This is a genomic window from Sulfitobacter sp. M13 (genome assembly GCF_053474885.1).
Genome location: NZ_CM130281.1, coordinates 358,694 through 374,639 on the forward strand (window position 1 = coordinate 358,694; position 15,946 = coordinate 374,639).

Here is a 15,946-nt window from a genome sequence, read left to right on the forward strand (position 1 = left end):
CGCGAATTGGTTCCGTAGTTGGAGATCCAATCGCATCACCAAAAAGAGAGCGCGCGGTAACCCGTTCGCCTTAAAAAGGTTTTTCTGCGCTGGACGCTGTTGATTTGCACGCCTACCTTCGGCCTCATGATCCGGTATCTGCTCAAACGTTTGCTCTCGCTTTGTATCAGCCTGGCTGTTGCATCGCTGGTGATCTTTACCGTTATCGAAATTGCCCCCGGTGATCCGGCCTCCTTTATGCTGGGGATGAACGCACAGCCTGAAACCCTTGCCGCGCTGCGCAGTGAGCTTGGGCTCGATGTATCGAAACCGGCACGCTATCTTGCGTGGGTCGGTGGGCTGCTGCAGGGGGATTTCGGCACCTCCTACACCTACCGCACCCCGGTCTCCGACATGATTGCCGCGCGACTTTGGGTATCCCTGCCGCTGGCGCTCTATGCTCTTGGGCTGTCGACGCTGATCGCGTTTCCGGCGGGTATCTACGCGGCGGCGCGGCGCGGCAAAGCAGGCGATGTCGGTGTCATGGGAGCCACGCAGCTGGGTGTCGCGGTGCCGAATTTCTGGTTCGCGATGATCCTCGTGCTGATCTTTGCGATCAATCTGCGCTGGTTTTCCGCCGGTGGCTTTATTGGCTGGGATCAGGGCGTGCTGACGGGGCTGCATGGGCTGACCCTGCCCGCCATCGCACTCGCCCTCCCCCAAGCTGCAATTCTAGCGCGGGTCATGCGGTCTGCACTGCTTGATGTCTTGGGCGAAGATTACATGCGCACCGCCCGCGCCAAGGGGCTGACCGAACGGCAGGCGCTGTGGCGTCACGGGTTGCGCAATGCGCTGATCCCGGTGCTGACGATCATCGGCCTGCAATTCTCGTTTCTGCTGGCGGGGTCGATCATCATTGAACAAGTGTTCTATCTGCCGGGCCTCGGACGGCTGGTGTTTCAATCCATCTCGGCCCGGGATCTGATCGTGGTTGAATCTGTGGTCATGCTGCTTGTGTTTTCGGTCATTCTGGTGAACTTCCTAGTGGACCTGGCCTATGCCGCCGTTGATCCCCGTCTCAGGTCGCGCGCATGAACCGGAACCTGATCCTTGGCGCGCTGCTTACATCCGTCTTTCTGTTGTCGGCAGTTGTGTCCTTTGTCTGGACGCCGTTTTCCCACACGGGGATGGATATCCCGAACAAACTGCAAGGCGTGGGCGGGGCGCACCTTCTGGGGACCGATCACTTTGGCCGCGATATCCTAAGCATGATTATGGTCGGGGCGCGCACCTCTATCGCGGTGGCGCTGGTGGCTGTGGGGATCGGAATGGGGCTTGGCGTGCCGCTTGGCCTTTGGGCGGCGGCCAAACGCGGGTCACTGGTGGATGAAATCATCATGCGCGGGAATGATCTGATCTTTGCCTTCCCCTCGTTGGTGATCGCGATCCTGATCACGGCGATCTTCGGGGCCAGCGCGATCAACGCCATCATCGCCATCGGTATTTTCAACATCCCCGTCTTTGCCCGCATCACCCGCGGTGCCGCGCTCAGTCTGTGGGAGCGTGAGTTCATTCTCGCCGCGCGGGTCGCTGGCAAATCCGCGGCGCGGATCTCGGTCGAACATATCCTGCCCAATGTCACAAATCTGCTGATCGTGCAGGGCACGATCCAGTTCAGCCTTGGTATTCTGGCCGAGGCAGGGCTGTCCTATGTCGGGCTTGGTGCGCAACCGCCGACACCTTCCTGGGGCCGCATGCTGGCCGACGCGCAAACCATGGTAAGCATCGCGCCGCATATGGCGCTGGTGCCCGGCTTTGCGATTATCCTGACGGTGCTGGGGCTGAACCTGATGGGCGACGGGCTGCGCGATGCACTGGACCCACGGCTGCGGGTGACCCGTAAATGACCTTGCTGAGTATCACCAACCTGTCGCTGGCGATCCACCGGTTCGACATCCTGCATGATGTCACCCTGTCCGTCGATGCCGGAGAGATCGTGGCCGTGACCGGCGAAAGCGGCTCTGGCAAATCCATGACCGCCCTTGCCGCCATGCAGTTGCTGCCCAAAGGCACCCTTGCGCGCGGCCATATCATGCTGGGCGACCAAGACCTGCTGACCCTGCCCGAACCCGATCTGTGCGCAATCCGCGGCAATGACATCGGCATGGTGTTTCAGGAACCGATGACCGCGCTAAACCCCGTGCAGACCATCGGACATCAGGTCGCCGAAACCATTCGCATCCATGACAAAACCGTGTCTCGCCAAGCCGCAGCCAAGCGGGCGGCCGAAACGCTGGAAAGGGTCGGCCTGCCCAACGATCGCTTTCCGCTGGCCCGCTACCCCCACGAGCTATCCGGCGGGCAAAGACAACGGGTGGTCATCGCCATGGCCATCGCGCTGCGCCCCCGTCTGCTTATTGCAGATGAACCAACCACCGCGCTGGATGTAACGACGCAGGCGCAGATCCTTGTTCTACTGAAATCACTGGCGCGGGACGACGGTATGGGGCTGTTGATGATCACCCATGATCTGGCTGTGGTAGCTGATATGGCGGATCGGATCGTCGTGATGCGTAAAGGCGAGATCGTCGAACAGGGTGCCACGCAGACCTTGCTGCAAACCATGCATCACCCCTATACGCGGATGCTTTTTGCCGCCTCGAACCACAGCGTGACGCTGCCGCCAGCCCCGGCGCCGCACCCCCTGCTGAGCGTGCAAAACGTCTGCCGCGACTACGCGCTGCCACGCAAGACGCTGTTCGGCAAACCGGGGCGTTTCCGCGCGGTGGATGATGTTTCATTTACGCTGCAACGGGGCGAACGTCTGGGCCTCGTGGGCGAAAGCGGATGCGGTAAATCGACCCTGACAAGGGCGCTTTTGGGTCTAGAGCCCGTGCAATCGGGCAGCATCACACTCGACGGCACTGCGGTCTATAGCGGCACCAAACCCAACCTTGATGTGCGCCGCAAGATGCAGGTGGTGTTTCAAGACCCGTTCGGTAGCTTCAACCCGCGCCACCGTGTCGACCGGCTGATCACCGAACCTTTCCACCTGCTGCCAGCCCCCCCAAGCGGCAGCGCCCGAACCGACGCCATCGCCGATGCATTGACCGCCGTGGGCCTGTCCCCCGATGATGCGACCAAATATATCCATGAATTCTCGGGCGGCCAGCGCCAGCGGATCGCCATTGCCCGTGCGTTGATTATCCGCCCTGACCTGATCCTCTTTGACGAAGCGGTCAGCGCGCTGGACGTTTCTGTGCGGGCGCAAATTCTTGATCTGCTGGCAGAGCTGTGCAGCGCCTATGACCTGACTTACCTGTTCATTTCCCATGACCTGTCTGTGGTGCGCACGATCACGGATAGCGTGCTGGTGATGAAATCCGGCCAGATCGTCGAACAAGGTGCCACCGCCGATGTTTTCGACCACCCTCAGCACCCCTACACTCAAAAACTCCTCGCCGCCGCGCCACGTTTGCCGGACCTGTGATGCCCCAGCTTCATTTTGCCAAATAAACTCCCCGCGGCGCGTCCCGCACCAACCAAAGGCACAGCGTTATGAAACCCGGACCCAGAAATCTCATCACCGATGTGCCCGGCCTGCGTGTGGGCAACGCGCAGGATGACTCGCTCAAATCAGGTACGACGGTGCTTCTGGCGGATGCGCCTTTTACCGCGTCAGTGCATGTGATGGGCGGTGCCCCCGGCACGCGCGAGACGGATTTGCTCGCCCCAGATAAATCGGTTGCGGCGGTGGATGCGCTGGTGTTGTCGGGGGGCTCTGCCTACGGGCTGGATGCCTGTTCGGGCGTGGTCGACGCGCTGCGCGCTGCGGGGCGCGGGTTCCGGCTGGGCGATGCCACGATCCCGCTGGTGCCGGGGGCGATCCTGTTTGACCTGCTCAACGGCGGTGACAAGACGTGGGAACATAACCCCTACCGCGCCTTAGGGCGTGCGGCCTATGACGCCGCAACCGAGGACTTTAACCTTGGCACCATTGGTGCCGGCACCGGTGCGCTGAGTGCGATGGTCAAGGGCGGGCTTGGATCAGCTTCGCTAGAGTTGCCCGATGGCACGATAGTGGGCGCGCTGGTCGCTTCCAATCCGGTGGGCGCGGTCACCACGCCGGGCGACAAGTATTTCTATGCCGCCCCCTTTGAGGTGAATGGCGAATTTGGCGGTAGGGGCACGGACCCTGCAACGGGGCTTGGGATGACGATGGATAGCCGCAAGATGGCCTCCATGTCCCCGCGTGAAAATACCACCATCGCGATTGTTGCCACAAATGCGACCCTAACAAAGGCACAATGCCAACGCATGTCTGTTGCCGCCCATGACGGGATCGGGCGTGCGACGGTGCCTGCCCACACGCCTTATGACGGCGATCTTGTCTTTGGCCTAAGCACGGCGGCCCACGAGGCCGCCGAGAGCATCCTGCCGTTGATCGGCCATGCCGCGTCGCTGTGCCTGGCGCGGGCCATTGCGCGAGCAGCCTATTTTGCCACGCCAGCAGCGGGCGATCTGTTGCCCTGCTGGTCGGACCTCAACAGCTGATACGCATAAAAAAACCCGCGTCTCCATTTGGAAACGCGGGCCTTTTACGCGGGTTAGAGCCGCTTATTCAGTTTTCTCGGCCTCGGCATCCTTGGCCATTGGCGCATCTGCTTCTGCTTCTGCTTCGGGCGAGAAAGTTGCGAGATAGGCCGCGACGTCTTCGCCGCCTTTGCGCATTCTGAACGACATTTTCGAACGCGCCTTTTTGTCATCCAGCGTGGTGCGCAGGAAGTCGGTCGGATTGACTAGATATTCGGCCATGTTGGCCTCGTCCCAGATCAGGCCTGCTTCGCCGGCAGCGACCAAATCATCACCATAGCGATAGTCTTCGACGGTGCCCGCCTGCTTGCTGATGATCCCGAAAAGGTTCGGACCGACCTTGCCGCCCCGCTGGATCGTCTCGCCTGCGTCGTCGACGATCATGTGGCAGGCTTTGCATTTGCCGAACTGCTTTTCGCCGGCTTCGGCGTCGCCCATGCTGTGGCTGTCTGCCAGTGCCGGACCCGCGATCACGGTGGCGAGTAGTGCGCTATAAAGATATTTCATTGCGATTTCCCATATTCATTCATCATCGTTTAACCTAGCTCAGGCTCCCATATGTCAACGGGGGCCTGTTTTCGCGGGGCGATGTTGGGGTTTCAGACGCGTGGGCCTATCTTGACCTCAAGCGTAGCGATCCCGTCCACACCGCCGGTCACGACATCCCCTTCGACAAGGGCCGCAACGCCGGCAGGTGTGCCCGTCATGATGATATCACCCGGTGCAAGCGACATGGAATGCGACAAGATCGCCACGTGTTCGCGCACCGACCAGATCAGATCTGCCAGATCGGCGTCCTGCCGTACCGTCCCGTTCACAGCCAGCCAGATGCGTCCCTGTTCAATCGATGGCACATCGGCGATGGGTTTCAGCGGCGCAATCGGGGCGGAGTTGTCGAACGCTTTGCCCCAATCCCATGGGCGCCCTGCTTTCTTTGCCTCGGCCTGCAGATCGCGGCGTGTCAGGTCGATCCCGACAGAGGCCCCCCAGACGTGACCCATCACGTCTTCCTCGGCGATGTTGCGCCCGCCTTTGCCAATGGCGATCACCAGTTCAATCTCGTGGTGCAGATCCTCTGTCTGGGGCGGGTAGGGGATCGTGCAGGGCGTATCCAGCGCGGCGTCGGCAGGTTTGGTGAAAAAGAACGGTGCCTCGCGGGTCGGATCGTTGCCCATCTCGCGGGCATGCGCCTCGTAGTTGCGGCCTACGCAAAAAATCCGGCGAATGGGAAAGCGGGCGTCTGTGCCCTGCACTGCCAGACTGGCCTGAGGGGCAGGGAGAAATACGAAATCATCAGCGGGCATGGGGCATATCCTTTGGTTTATCGTGTTACTGCCCTGCATACGCCCCTGCGCAGGCGCCGTCACCAGATAAGACACCAAAACGCCCGGTAGGGCCTGTCACCACGCAAAAGGCCGACACTCAATGTGCCGGCCTTTGTCAGAATTACCATGACGCCAATGTGCTATTTTTCGGGTTGCGCGACTGGTTCTTCAGCCGGATCAACCGCGCCTGCTGGCGCATCGTCGATCAGCTCTGCATCCTCGATATCGGCGCGTGTGGCAACGGCTGGCTTTGCATCGGCACCGGAGTTGTCCTCCAGCGCGCCCACAATCAGTGGCAGCATCTGCACGCCGCCGGGCATCGCGACTTCGGACATGGGCGGCGTTTTCCACGCCAGCGTATCGAAGCTGTGGCAGTTTTCGCAGATCGGTTTCCAGTTTGCGTGAATGTGGTGGCAGTTGTCACAGATCCATTGCGGGCCGCGCGACACCGTCAGTGCCCGTGCCAGCCAGCCTTTGACGACTGTGTCCGACGCGCCTTCGCCCCGTTCGATGGCGGCCATCAGGGTGACCGAGCGGGCCGTCGGATCGGTTTCGACGAGATCGCCCAAAGACCGGCGCGCCTGCGGGAAATCCTCGGCGGCGATGTTCAGCTCTGCCAGCAGCATCTTAGTTTCAGGATGGTCCGGCTGCACGCGTGTAAGCGCGGTAAAGCGTTTCAGCCGCTCTTTCGGCGTTTCATCCGGCTGAATCGCGGCGAAAGCACCGGCAAGATCGGGATGCGGCTGCACGCTCCATGCCTTTTTCAGCACGCGGGCCGCGTATTTCGGTTTGCCCTGATCGATGTACCCATGCGCGGCCATCACGGCCGCAGGGATCAGATCGGGCGACAGACGGTTCGCTTCGATCGAGGCTTCGCGTGCTTCGATGCTGTTGCCTTCGGCGATGATGTCTTTCGCTTCGGACAGGGCAAGCACGGCGTCGCGGCGCTTGTGGACATCGCGCGGCATCTGACCGTTCTTGAGCTTGGTGTTCAGCGTTTGACGTGCGCCGGCCCAGTCTTCCTTCTCTGCTTGGAGCTTGAGCAGTACATCGCCGGTTTCCGCATGCTTCGGTTTGATGGCAAAGGCTTTCTCGGCCAGTTTCAACGCTGTCTCGGTGTCGCCTTCGGCCAGTTTTTGCTTCATGATGCCGCGCACACCGACGAAACGGGTGCGCTCATTGGTCACCAGCTTGCGATAGGTTTCTTCCGCCTTGCGGTGGTCACCTGCCAGTTCAGCAGCTTGCGCAATCAGCAAGTGTGTCAGGTCAGGACGTTCAAGATATTTGTCTGCCTTTGCGGCCTTGGCCATTGCCAAACGCCCTTCGCCACTGGCCAGCGCCATCAACCCTTCGGACAGGGCCTCGTATCCCTTGCGTTCGCGGTTGCGGTCGAAATAACGCGACAGCGCCGTTTCGTCCCCGTTCAAGAAATGCCAAACCGCTACGAGCAGCGCAAAAATCTTGAGCAAGATCCAAACGGCGACAACCAACAGCACCACCGCGATCACGGATTGCAGCGGGCCAAAGCTGTATTCGGTGCCCATCACAGTCACTTGCAACCCGCCCGAGCTTTCCAGCAGGAACGATGCGCCCCAAGTGATGGCGGCAATCACCGCAACGAACACAACGATCTTAATCAGTGACCAAAGCATAAATCAGGTTCCTCAGTTCGCCGTCAGGCGTTGTGTCAATGTCTGTACGGCGTCTTGGGCATCCTGCCGCGCTTGCGCATCGGCGAGCCAATCGGACATGGGGTCCTGGGCCTCTGGCGGCAGGGCTTTCACCTCGGCCAGCGCCTCGTCTAGGCGCCCGTCGCGAATGGCAGCTTCGGCACGGGACAGAATGGCATCAGCGTCGTCCCCGTCACGGGGTGCCACCGACCGCGCGCCCAACTGTTGTTTAAAGAAGCCACCAATACCGCCGCCGTCTGCCTCTGGGGTCGCGGCACGTGCCGCTGCAAGCGTCGCGCGGGCCACATCGGGAAAGCGGTCTTGTAGGTTGGCACCCGTGACAACCCCCGTCGCGGCGTTATCTGCAAGCGCGGCGGGAATGTCCTGAATACCATTTTCCTGAAGCGCTGCGATCTCGGCTTCAAACGGTTGGCCTGTGGTAACAGCCGATACGATCCGTCCCAAAGCAGACTGCAACGTCGCAGCCTGTGCGGCCTGCGCGGTCGCTTCTTCAACACTAAGCGCGTTGTCCAGCAAACGTTCGATTTCGTCGCGCTGCGTCTCGACCGAGGATTTCAGCGCGGCCAGTTCCTGTTCAAAGCCCGAGGTATCGACGGGGGCTGCTGCCTCTGCCGCAGGACGATTGCCAAGCGCTTCAACACGTGTCGCCAAATCAGCGACCTGCGCTTGAACCTCTTGCAGGGCTGCGTCATCGGCGGGCGCTGCGACGGGGCCGGCTTCTTCCAGCGCCTTGATCCGGGCCTCTTGCGTGGCGAGCGTATCTGTCAGGGTAGATTGCGTGGTATCTGCGGGGCGCAGGCCAGCTTGTTCCAGTACATCATATTCCGCCACGGCAAAGCCGATCCCGCCGGCGATGACCCCGCCAAAGAGCATGGGCCAAAAGACACCGCCACGCTTTTCAGGCTCTGCCTTGGGGGGCGCAGGCGGCGGCGTCTTGGTCATTTCAGCAGGTTTCACTGTCGCAGCGCTGGAGGGAGTTGCAGGTTTTGCGCTCTCGGGCTTTGACGCGGGTGCCGCCGGTTTGGTTGCTGCTGTGTCCGGTTTCACGTCTTTCAGATCGGGTTTTGTATCGCTTGGCGTCGTTTCGGATCTGGTAGAGCTTGTGGCACTGGACGCTGCAGCGGTGGCCGAGGGTACCTTGGCAGGTGTGTCGCTCGCTTTTGTTGTCGCGGGGGGGTGTGTGGTCACATCCTTGGTGGGTGTTGTGTTTGCAGAGGTCGACGGTGTGTCGTCAGGCATCGCTGTCACGCCCGCCGCCTTGCCCGTCGATGTATCCTTAGCCGTATTAGCTGTCGCCGTTTTATCAGGCGTCGTTTTATCAGGCGTCGTTTTATCAGGCGTCGCCGCGCTGGCCGGCGATGGTTTGACCGCGGGCTTGGGTTTGGCTGTCGAAGATGTCGACGTGGATGCCGTCGTCTTCGCCGCGGCGGGTGATCCGGTTTTTTTGGCAGTCGTCTTCGGCTTGGCGGCGGCAGCAGACGCCCGCGATGTCGAAGATGTCTTCGGGGTGTCGTCACCTGAATTTGGTGTTTTCGCTTTCGCCACGCTTAAAAACCTTTCCGATTCTGACCTGATATCAGACGTATTCATGAACCTTAGACGGCATATAGGCCGACCTTCAAGCTAACCTGTTCCAATCCACCGCAGTTTCAAGCGTAAAACGCAGTGACGTGGCAGTTGGTTCAGCTGCGACCAGCAATTGTCGAACCTCCCTGGGCCCCAATGCCTCGGCCACTGCATCGCTGAGGGCTATGATGATCGCATTCGCCATATCGGGCACCTGATCGGCAAATTGGGCGGCGGTGCGTGGGGAAAATAACGGCACGATGGCCGGAGCCCCGCCCACCAGTGCAGCTTGCGCGGCATCGGTCAGCTGCACCGCCTTTTGATCATACAGCACCGCAACATGCGTCGGCAGACCGGCCCGCGTCAGCTTATCGGCAACATCCCCGCGTTGGTGGGTGCCGCGCAGGTGCAGCAGCGGCGTCGCGGGGCCGTGTTGAACCAGCATGGGTACCAACCGCGCTGCATCCGGGGCGTGAAATTGCACCCGCCATCCGCGTGCTGTGGCGGCCTCTGCCGTGATCTCGCCCACACAATAGGCCGTGACCCCGTCCCCATCAGGCCCATGCATCACGCCATTGGCCGAGGTGAAAATCACCCCACCGACCCCGTCAAGGTCAACAGGCGTATTAACCAGTTCGATCTGCAGCAAAGGACTGATCACCAGCGTCACCCGGGACAGCAGCTTGGGCGACAGGCTTTGCGCAAAGCGGGTGCAGGCCAAGCGAGGGCGGGTCAGGATCAACGCCGGTTTTGTCATCTTTCGGTATGGCCCCAAGGATTGTTCCACATGCCCCAAGGTGTTACTTGCCCCCTGTCACCCTTGCAATGGAAACAGCCATGTTACTTCTTGGATTGGAAAGCAGCTGCGACGATACCGCCGCCGCGCTGGTACGCCAGATGCCGGGTCAGCGCGCTCGGGTGTTGTCGTCTGTCGTGGTGGGGCAAACCGAATTGCATGCCTCTTTTGGCGGTGTCGTCCCCGAGATCGCAGCACGAGCCCATGCGGAAAAATTGGACCTTTGCGTGGAAATGGCGCTGGCCGAGGCCGATCTGTCTTTGGCAGATGTTGACGGTTTTGCCGTGACGGCGGGGCCAGGGCTGATTGGCGGCGTGCTGTCGGGGGTGATGTGCGCCAAGGGGCTGTCGGCGGCGACGGGCAAACCGCTATACGGGGTGAACCATCTGGCCGGCCACGCGCTGACGCCACGGCTGACCGATGATGTGCCCTATCCCTATCTGATGCTGCTCGTATCGGGCGGGCATTGCCAGTTTCTGCTGGTGCATGGGCCGGACCGGTTTGAACGACTGGGTGGCACCATCGACGACGCACCGGGCGAAGCCTTTGACAAAGTTGCACGCCTGATCTCGCTGCCGCAACCGGGCGGGCCTGCGATTGAACAGGCTGCCAAGGCGGGGGACTCCAAACGCTTTGCCCTGCCGCGCCCCCTGCTGGACCGGCCCGATTGCGATATGTCATTCTCGGGGCTGAAAACCGCCGTGCTGCGCACCCGCGACAAGGTCATTGAACAAAAGGGCGGGTTGAGCGTTCAGGATCAGGCCGATCTGGCCGCAGGGTTCCAAGCGGCTGTAACCGACGTGCTGGCCGAAAAGACCCGCCGCGCGTTGCGGAAATATCTGGATCACGCGCCTGACGTGCGGACCCTGTGCGTTGCGGGTGGTGTCGCTGCCAACAAGGCAATAGGCCACGGATTAGAGACTGTTTCACGTGAATTAGACTGCGCCTTTATCGCGCCGCCGCTGTCATTATGTACGGATAACGCCGCCATGATCGCCTTTGCCGCGATTGAACAAAGCCAGCTGCGCGGCCCCGATGATCTGACCCTGTCGGCCCGACCGCGCTGGCCGCTGGACACAAGCCAGCCCGCCATGTTGGGCAGTGGCAAAAAAGGAGCGAAAGCATGAGCATTGCTGTTCTCGGCGCTGGCGCCTTTGGCACCGCGTTGGCGATTTCTTTGGCTGGAAAGGGCGCGGTGACCCTGTGGGCAAGGGATGCGCAAGGCATGGGGCAAAGCCGAGAGAACACCGCCCGCCTGCCCGGTTGCCCGCTGCCCGAGGGGCTGTTCGTCACCGAGGATCTGGCAGAAGCCGCCAAGGCCCAGACCTTGCTGGCGGCGGTGCCGATGCAAAAGCTGCGTGGTTTTCTGACCGAGAACGCCACCGCGCTGGATGGCAAGACCATCGTCGCCTGCTGCAAGGGGATCGAGCTGAACACCGGTCTAGGCCCTGTCGCCGTGATCCGCGAGGTGCTGCCGAATGCCACGGCTGCGATCCTCACCGGACCCAGCTTTGCCGCCGATATCGCACGGGGGTTACCCACGGCGTTGACGATTGCCTGTGCCGACAAGCCTACCTGTGCGGCTCTACAACAGAGCCTAACAACGGCAAACCTGCGCCTTTATCGCACCTCTGACACTGTGGGTGCCGAACTGGGCGGGGCGCTCAAGAACGTCGTGGCAATCGCCTGCGGTGCCGCAATCGGGGCCGGTCTGGGCGAAAGCGCCCGCGCCGCCGTGATGACCCGCGGCTTTGCCGAGATGCAGCGGCTTGCCGCGCATCACCATGCCGATCCCGTGACACTGGCGGGGCTTTCCGGCTTTGGCGATCTGACACTGACCTGTACATCGACCCAGTCGCGGAACTACCGTTTGGGGCTTGCCCTGGGCCGGGGGGAACCCTTTGACAGCGCCACCACCGTCGAAGGGGCCGCCACCGCGCGCGCCGTGGATACGCTGGCGCAAGACAACGGGCTGGACCTGCCTATCACCGCCGCCGTTGCAGGTCTGGTCGAGAACCGCTTAGATGTGGCAAGCGCGATGAAAGCGCTTTTGACCCGCCCCTTAAAGGAAGAATAACATGTTGGTTGCCCTTATTGCCAAAGACAAAGCTGGCGCGCTTTCCGTGCGTCAGGAAAACCGCCCCGCCCATGTCGACTATCTGAAATCCACTGGTTGCGTGGCCCAAGCTGGCCCGCTGCTGGATGATACCGGTGACATGATCGGGTCTTTGGTCATTCTGGATGTTGCAGATAAAGCCGCAGCACAGGAATGGGCCGACAATGACCCCTATGCCAAAGCAGGGCTGTTCGCCGATGTGCAGCTGATCCCTTGGAACCGGGTGATCGGGTAGTGGCCTACTGGCTGTTCAAATCCGAACCCTCGGCCTGGGGCTGGCAAGATCAGGTCGCCAAAGGCGCGGCGGGCGAGGAATGGGACGGCGTGCGCAACTATCAGGCGCGTAACTTTATGCGAGAGATGGCGGTCGGCGATCTGGGGTTCTTTTACCATTCGCAAGGGGAACGCGCGATTGTCGGCATCGTCGAAGTCTGTGCCGCAGCACATCAGGACAGTTCGACCGAGGATGCGCGGTGGGAATGTGTTGATATCAAAGCCCTGCGCCCGTTTGAGACACCTGTGACACTGGACGATATCAAGGCCGATGGCCGGTTCGACGATATGCCCTTGGTCAAAAGCCCGCGCCTGTCAGTGCAACCTGTCACGCCGGAACAATGGACCGCGATCTGCGCGATGGGGAACACCCAAAGCTAGACCCTATCAAGGGATTGCGACATGAAAAACGCCCGCTTGGCAAAGCGGGCGTTTCATATTCAATTCACTAGAACTTACCCGTAAACGGAATCTTTGCCGAAGTGTTTGGTTAGCATATAATAGACCACAGCGCGGTATTTATTCCGCTCGGACTTACCGTAGGTTTCGACGGCCTTATGGATCGCATCCATCAGGTCAGGGCTGTCAGAGAGGCCGAGCTTTTTCATCAGAAAGTTGGCTTTTACCAGTTCAAGCTCGCTTTCTTGCGACGCGGCGATGGTTTGGGCGTCGGCGTTATAGATCGACGGACCGCAGCCGATGGTCACCTTTGTCAGCAGGCCCATGTCCGGCGTCATGCCGCATTTCGTTTTCAGATCGTCAGCGTATTTTTCGATCCATTCGTCTCTCTTGCCCATAGGGTGTCTCCAACCGTTGATGTGACCGGTAGCTCCGGCCTTGGGTCAAAGCCTAGAGCGGTTTTGGCGCGTTCGAAAGAAATTTTTCCCGCAACACTGGTCCTGCGCCGTTTCCGGCACAACCAGTGCGCCCGCAGCTTAGCTTTTCAGGGGCATTCAAAAACCCTACCGAAAATCGGGTGCCCCCTAACTTTAAGGTGTCATACTGCGCTGTTAGACGCATAGGTTAAGCGAGTGGAGGGACCGAGAATGTTCAAGCGATATGCCATCTATTATACGCCGCGCCCGGGGGATTTTGCCCAGCGGGGTGCAGCGTGGTTGGGCTGGGACCTGCAGGCGGGGATACCTGTCGAGCATCCTGCCATTGACGATCTGGACATTGCCAAACTGACCGACCGGCCACGAAAATACGGGCTGCACGGCACAGTCAAAGCCCCGTTTGAGCTGACAAAGGCGTCGACCGAAGCGCAGCTCGCCGAGGGCGTTGCGACCTTTTGCAAAGGTCAGGCACCGGTACAGCTTGACGGGTTGGCGCTGTCGCAGATCGGGCGGTTTCTGGCGCTGGTGCCGCAGGGGGATACCACCGCGCTTGGCAGTCTTGCGGGCACGGCCAATGTCGTGCTGGATGCGTTCCGTGCCCCTTTGTCCGAGGCTGAGTTTACCCGCAAGAACGCGCCCTACCTCACCGACCAGCAGCGGATTTACCTTAAAAACTACGGATACCCGCATATTATGGAGTATTTCCGGTTTCACATCACCCTTACGGGCCCGCTTGCGCCCGATCAAATTACGCCCGTCAAAACGGCTCTGCGGCGTTATTTAGGGACAGATATTCCCGCCCCCTTTGTCATCGACAGCCTGACCCTATGTGGTGAGGATACCGATGGGCGTTTTCACGAAATTGAACGCTTTACCCTCGGGGAATGACAAATGAAAAACGCCGCCTGAACAACTGTTCAGACGGCGTTTTATCAGACGAATTACGCCGGTTTAGTAGCGGTAGTGTTCCGGCTTGAACGGGCCTTCGGGTGTAACGCCGATATAGGCGGCTTGTTCGCTGCTCAATTGGGTCAGCTTCACACCGATACGATCAAGGTGCAGACGCGCGACTTTCTCGTCCAGATGCTTGGGCAGGATATAGACCTGGTTTTCGTATTTACCGGTGTTTTCCCACAGTTCGATCTGCGCCAACACCTGGTTGGTGAACGAGGCGGACATGACGAACGATGGATGACCCGTGGCATTGCCAAGGTTCAACAGGCGCCCTTCGGAGAGCAGGATCAGACGATTGCCCGAAGGCATCTCGATCATGTCGACCTGTTCTTTGATGTTGGTCCACTTGTGGTTCTTCAGCGCGGCGACTTGAATTTCGTTATCAAAGTGGCCGATGTTGCCGACGATCGCCATGTCCTTCATCGCGCGCATGTGCTCGATGCGGATCACGTCTTTGTTGCCGGTGGTGGTGATAAAGATATCGGCGGTGTCGAGCACGTCTTCCAGCAGGATCACCTCGAACCCGTCCATTGCGGCTTGCAGCGCGCAAATCGGGTCGGCTTCGGTCACTTTCACACGGGCACCGGCACCGGCCAGCGATGCGGCAGAACCTTTGCCAACGTCGCCATAGCCACAAACAACGGCAACCTTACCGGCCATCATCACGTCGGTGGCACGGCGGATGCCATCGACCAGCGATTCACGGCAGCCGTATTTATTGTCGAACTTCGACTTGGTGACACTGTCGTTCACGTTGATCGCGGGGAAGGGCAGCTGGCCTTGCTTCACCAGATCGTACAGACGGTGCACGCCTGTGGTGGTTTCCTCAGACACGCCTTTGATCTGGTCGCGCATTTTGGTGAACCAGCCGGGGGATTGCGCCATCCGCTTTTTAATCTGTGCCTTAATCGCGATTTCTTCTTCCGACGTCGGGACAGCGATCACGTCTTCGCCGGCTTCGGCACGGGCACCCAGCAGGATGTAAAGCGTAGCGTCGCCACCATCGTCGAGAATCAGGTTCGGGCCTTCGGGGAACTGGAAGGATTTATCCAGATAGTCCCAGTGCTCCTCTAGCGACTGGCCCTTAATCGCGAACACGGGCGTGCCGCCTTCGGCGATGGCCGCAGCGGCGTGGTCTTGGGTAGAGAAGATATTGCAGGACGCCCAGCGCACATCGGCACCAAGCACGACCAGCGTTTCGATCAGCACGGCGGTCTGGATCGTCATGTGCAGCGAGCCCACGATGCGTGAACCGGACAGCGGTTTGCTTTCGCCATATTCGGCACGCAGCGCCATCAGGCCGGGCATTTCGGTTTCCGCAATATCAAGTTCTTTGCGGCCAAAGGCGGCAAGGCTTATGTCTTTAACGATGTAATCGTTGGCCATCGGGGGCATCCCTTTTCAAAAGATCGGCAATGTTTCTATATTTGAAAAGGGCCGTAGCACTTTGGGGGAGTGATCTCAACGGTGGTGGTTCGCCGTCACACGAAACGGTTACTCTGCCGAGGCGACGACCATTTGATCAGTATTCATCCCCGCCATCCAGTTTTGACCCTGTGCGGTCACGCACGCCATCCCGTTCGACAGTGTTCTCACGGCAGACCATGTACCAGTATTGTCCGACGCCCAGATTTGAACGGCTCTGTCATCCTGTCCTTCGACCGGTGTTTCGCCGTACCAGTCCACCAGTGACGCCTTGAGCTCTTGCGCGGGCATACAGACATCGTTAGCCAACGCTGGCGCGGCAACAGTCCCGAGGCCAAGGGCGATTGTGAGAGCGGAAATTACAGGTTTCATGATCTTCTCCTTCGTGGGAA

The 15,946-nt window shown here is 60.2% G+C and carries 18 protein-coding genes; 10 read left to right on the forward strand and 8 right to left on the reverse strand.

The features are described 5' to 3' along the window. Nucleotides 1-126 precede the first annotated feature (126 nt). The 4 genes from ACVBAU_RS01640 (at nt 127) to ACVBAU_RS01655 (ending at nt 4,533) form a co-directional block, all read left to right on the forward strand. A complete protein-coding gene (locus tag ACVBAU_RS01640; protein ID WP_448328877.1) occupies nt 127-1,074 on the forward strand; it encodes an ABC transporter permease in 948 nt (315 codons plus the stop codon). After that, on the forward strand, nt 1,071-1,886 hold the full coding sequence (locus tag ACVBAU_RS01645; protein ID WP_448327511.1) for an ABC transporter permease: 816 nt from the start codon (nt 1,071-1,073) through the stop codon (nt 1,884-1,886). Before ACVBAU_RS01640 ends, ACVBAU_RS01645 begins: the two co-directional genes overlap by 4 nt. Further along, nucleotides 1,883-3,469, forward strand: a complete 1,587-nt coding sequence (locus ACVBAU_RS01650) for an ABC transporter ATP-binding protein (protein ID WP_448327512.1) — start codon at nt 1,883-1,885, stop codon at nt 3,467-3,469. Before ACVBAU_RS01645 ends, ACVBAU_RS01650 begins: the two co-directional genes overlap by 4 nt. A gap of 68 nt (nt 3,470-3,537) precedes the next feature. Continuing rightward, the gene (locus tag ACVBAU_RS01655; RefSeq protein WP_448327514.1) at nt 3,538-4,533 is read left to right on the forward strand and encodes a P1 family peptidase; all 996 of its coding nucleotides are present in this window, start codon (nt 3,538-3,540) and stop codon (nt 4,531-4,533) included. A gap of 63 nt (nt 4,534-4,596) precedes the next feature. Here ACVBAU_RS01655 and ACVBAU_RS01660 read toward each other — a convergent pair whose 3' ends face one another. The 4 genes from ACVBAU_RS01660 to ACVBAU_RS01675 form a co-directional block, all read right to left on the reverse strand. Beyond that, on the reverse strand, nt 4,597-5,079 hold the full coding sequence (locus ACVBAU_RS01660; protein ID WP_448327515.1) for a c-type cytochrome: 483 nt from the start codon (nt 5,077-5,079) through the stop codon (nt 4,597-4,599). A 92-nt stretch (nt 5,080-5,171) separates the two neighbouring features. Then, nucleotides 5,172-5,876 carry a fumarylacetoacetate hydrolase family protein gene (locus ACVBAU_RS01665; RefSeq protein ID WP_448327517.1) on the reverse strand — a complete coding sequence of 235 codons (705 nt, stop codon included), beginning with the start codon at nt 5,874-5,876 and terminating at the stop codon, nt 5,172-5,174. Between the two features lie 161 nt (nt 5,877-6,037). Beyond that, complete coding sequence (locus ACVBAU_RS01670) at nt 6,038-7,549, reverse strand: heme biosynthesis HemY N-terminal domain-containing protein (RefSeq protein ID WP_448327519.1); 1,512 nt, start codon at nt 7,547-7,549, stop codon at nt 6,038-6,040. A 12-nt stretch (nt 7,550-7,561) separates the two neighbouring features. Beyond that, the gene (locus ACVBAU_RS01675) at nt 7,562-8,530 is read right to left on the reverse strand and encodes a COG4223 family protein (RefSeq protein WP_448327521.1); all 969 of its coding nucleotides are present in this window, start codon (nt 8,528-8,530) and stop codon (nt 7,562-7,564) included. Between ACVBAU_RS01675 and ACVBAU_RS01680 the strand changes: the two genes are divergently transcribed. Next, nucleotides 8,523-9,215 (forward strand): hypothetical protein, encoded by a 693-nt coding sequence (locus tag ACVBAU_RS01680; protein WP_448327522.1) that lies wholly within the window; start codon nt 8,523-8,525, stop codon nt 9,213-9,215. The genes ACVBAU_RS01675 and ACVBAU_RS01680 overlap by 8 nt on opposite strands. On the opposite strand, the gene ACVBAU_RS01685 is transcribed toward ACVBAU_RS01680, so the two are convergent. Beyond that, complete coding sequence (locus tag ACVBAU_RS01685; RefSeq protein WP_448327524.1) at nt 9,207-9,911, reverse strand: uroporphyrinogen-III synthase; 705 nt, start codon at nt 9,909-9,911, stop codon at nt 9,207-9,209. The two genes, ACVBAU_RS01680 and ACVBAU_RS01685, sit on opposite strands and share 9 nt — an antisense overlap. A gap of 68 nt (nt 9,912-9,979) precedes the next feature. Between ACVBAU_RS01685 and tsaD the strand changes: the two genes are divergently transcribed. Genes tsaD through ACVBAU_RS01705 form a run of 4 tightly spaced genes read left to right on the forward strand, consistent with a single transcriptional unit; the run spans nt 9,980 to nt 12,720 of the window. Further along, the gene (gene tsaD / locus ACVBAU_RS01690; RefSeq protein WP_448328879.1) at nt 9,980-11,077 is read left to right on the forward strand and encodes a tRNA (adenosine(37)-N6)-threonylcarbamoyltransferase complex transferase subunit TsaD; all 1,098 of its coding nucleotides are present in this window, start codon (nt 9,980-9,982) and stop codon (nt 11,075-11,077) included. Beyond that, nucleotides 11,074-12,027 carry an NAD(P)H-dependent glycerol-3-phosphate dehydrogenase gene (locus ACVBAU_RS01695; RefSeq protein WP_448327525.1) on the forward strand — a complete coding sequence of 318 codons (954 nt, stop codon included), beginning with the start codon at nt 11,074-11,076 and terminating at the stop codon, nt 12,025-12,027. The genes tsaD and ACVBAU_RS01695 overlap by 4 nt, the downstream gene beginning before the upstream one ends. A 1-nt stretch (nt 12,028) precedes the next feature. Continuing rightward, on the forward strand, nt 12,029-12,301 hold the full coding sequence (locus ACVBAU_RS01700; protein WP_138924674.1) for a YciI family protein: 273 nt from the start codon (nt 12,029-12,031) through the stop codon (nt 12,299-12,301). Beyond that, the gene (locus ACVBAU_RS01705; RefSeq protein WP_335744706.1) at nt 12,301-12,720 is read left to right on the forward strand and encodes an EVE domain-containing protein; all 420 of its coding nucleotides are present in this window, start codon (nt 12,301-12,303) and stop codon (nt 12,718-12,720) included. The genes ACVBAU_RS01700 and ACVBAU_RS01705 overlap by 1 nt, the downstream gene beginning before the upstream one ends. A gap of 74 nt (nt 12,721-12,794) precedes the next feature. Here ACVBAU_RS01705 and ACVBAU_RS01710 read toward each other — a convergent pair whose 3' ends face one another. Continuing rightward, nucleotides 12,795-13,136 (reverse strand): DUF2853 family protein, encoded by a 342-nt coding sequence (locus ACVBAU_RS01710; protein WP_448327527.1) that lies wholly within the window; start codon nt 13,134-13,136, stop codon nt 12,795-12,797. Between the two features lie 249 nt (nt 13,137-13,385). On the opposite strand from ACVBAU_RS01710, the gene ACVBAU_RS01715 reads away from it, so the two are divergent. Further along, nucleotides 13,386-14,063: a DUF1045 domain-containing protein gene (locus ACVBAU_RS01715; protein ID WP_448327529.1), complete on the forward strand. Its 678-nt coding sequence runs from the start codon at nt 13,386-13,388 to the stop codon at nt 14,061-14,063. Nucleotides 14,064-14,126: 63 nt separating this feature from the next. On the opposite strand, the gene ahcY is transcribed toward ACVBAU_RS01715, so the two are convergent. Together ahcY and ACVBAU_RS01725 are read right to left on the reverse strand one after the other, a co-directional pair. Further along, nucleotides 14,127-15,515 carry an adenosylhomocysteinase gene (gene ahcY, locus ACVBAU_RS01720; RefSeq protein ID WP_448327531.1) on the reverse strand — a complete coding sequence of 463 codons (1,389 nt, stop codon included), beginning with the start codon at nt 15,513-15,515 and terminating at the stop codon, nt 14,127-14,129. A gap of 108 nt (nt 15,516-15,623) precedes the next feature. Next, entirely contained in the window at nt 15,624-15,926 is a 303-nt protein-coding gene (locus ACVBAU_RS01725) for an S-adenosyl-L-homocysteine hydrolase (RefSeq protein WP_448327532.1), read from the reverse strand. Nucleotides 15,927-15,946 lie beyond the last annotated feature (20 nt).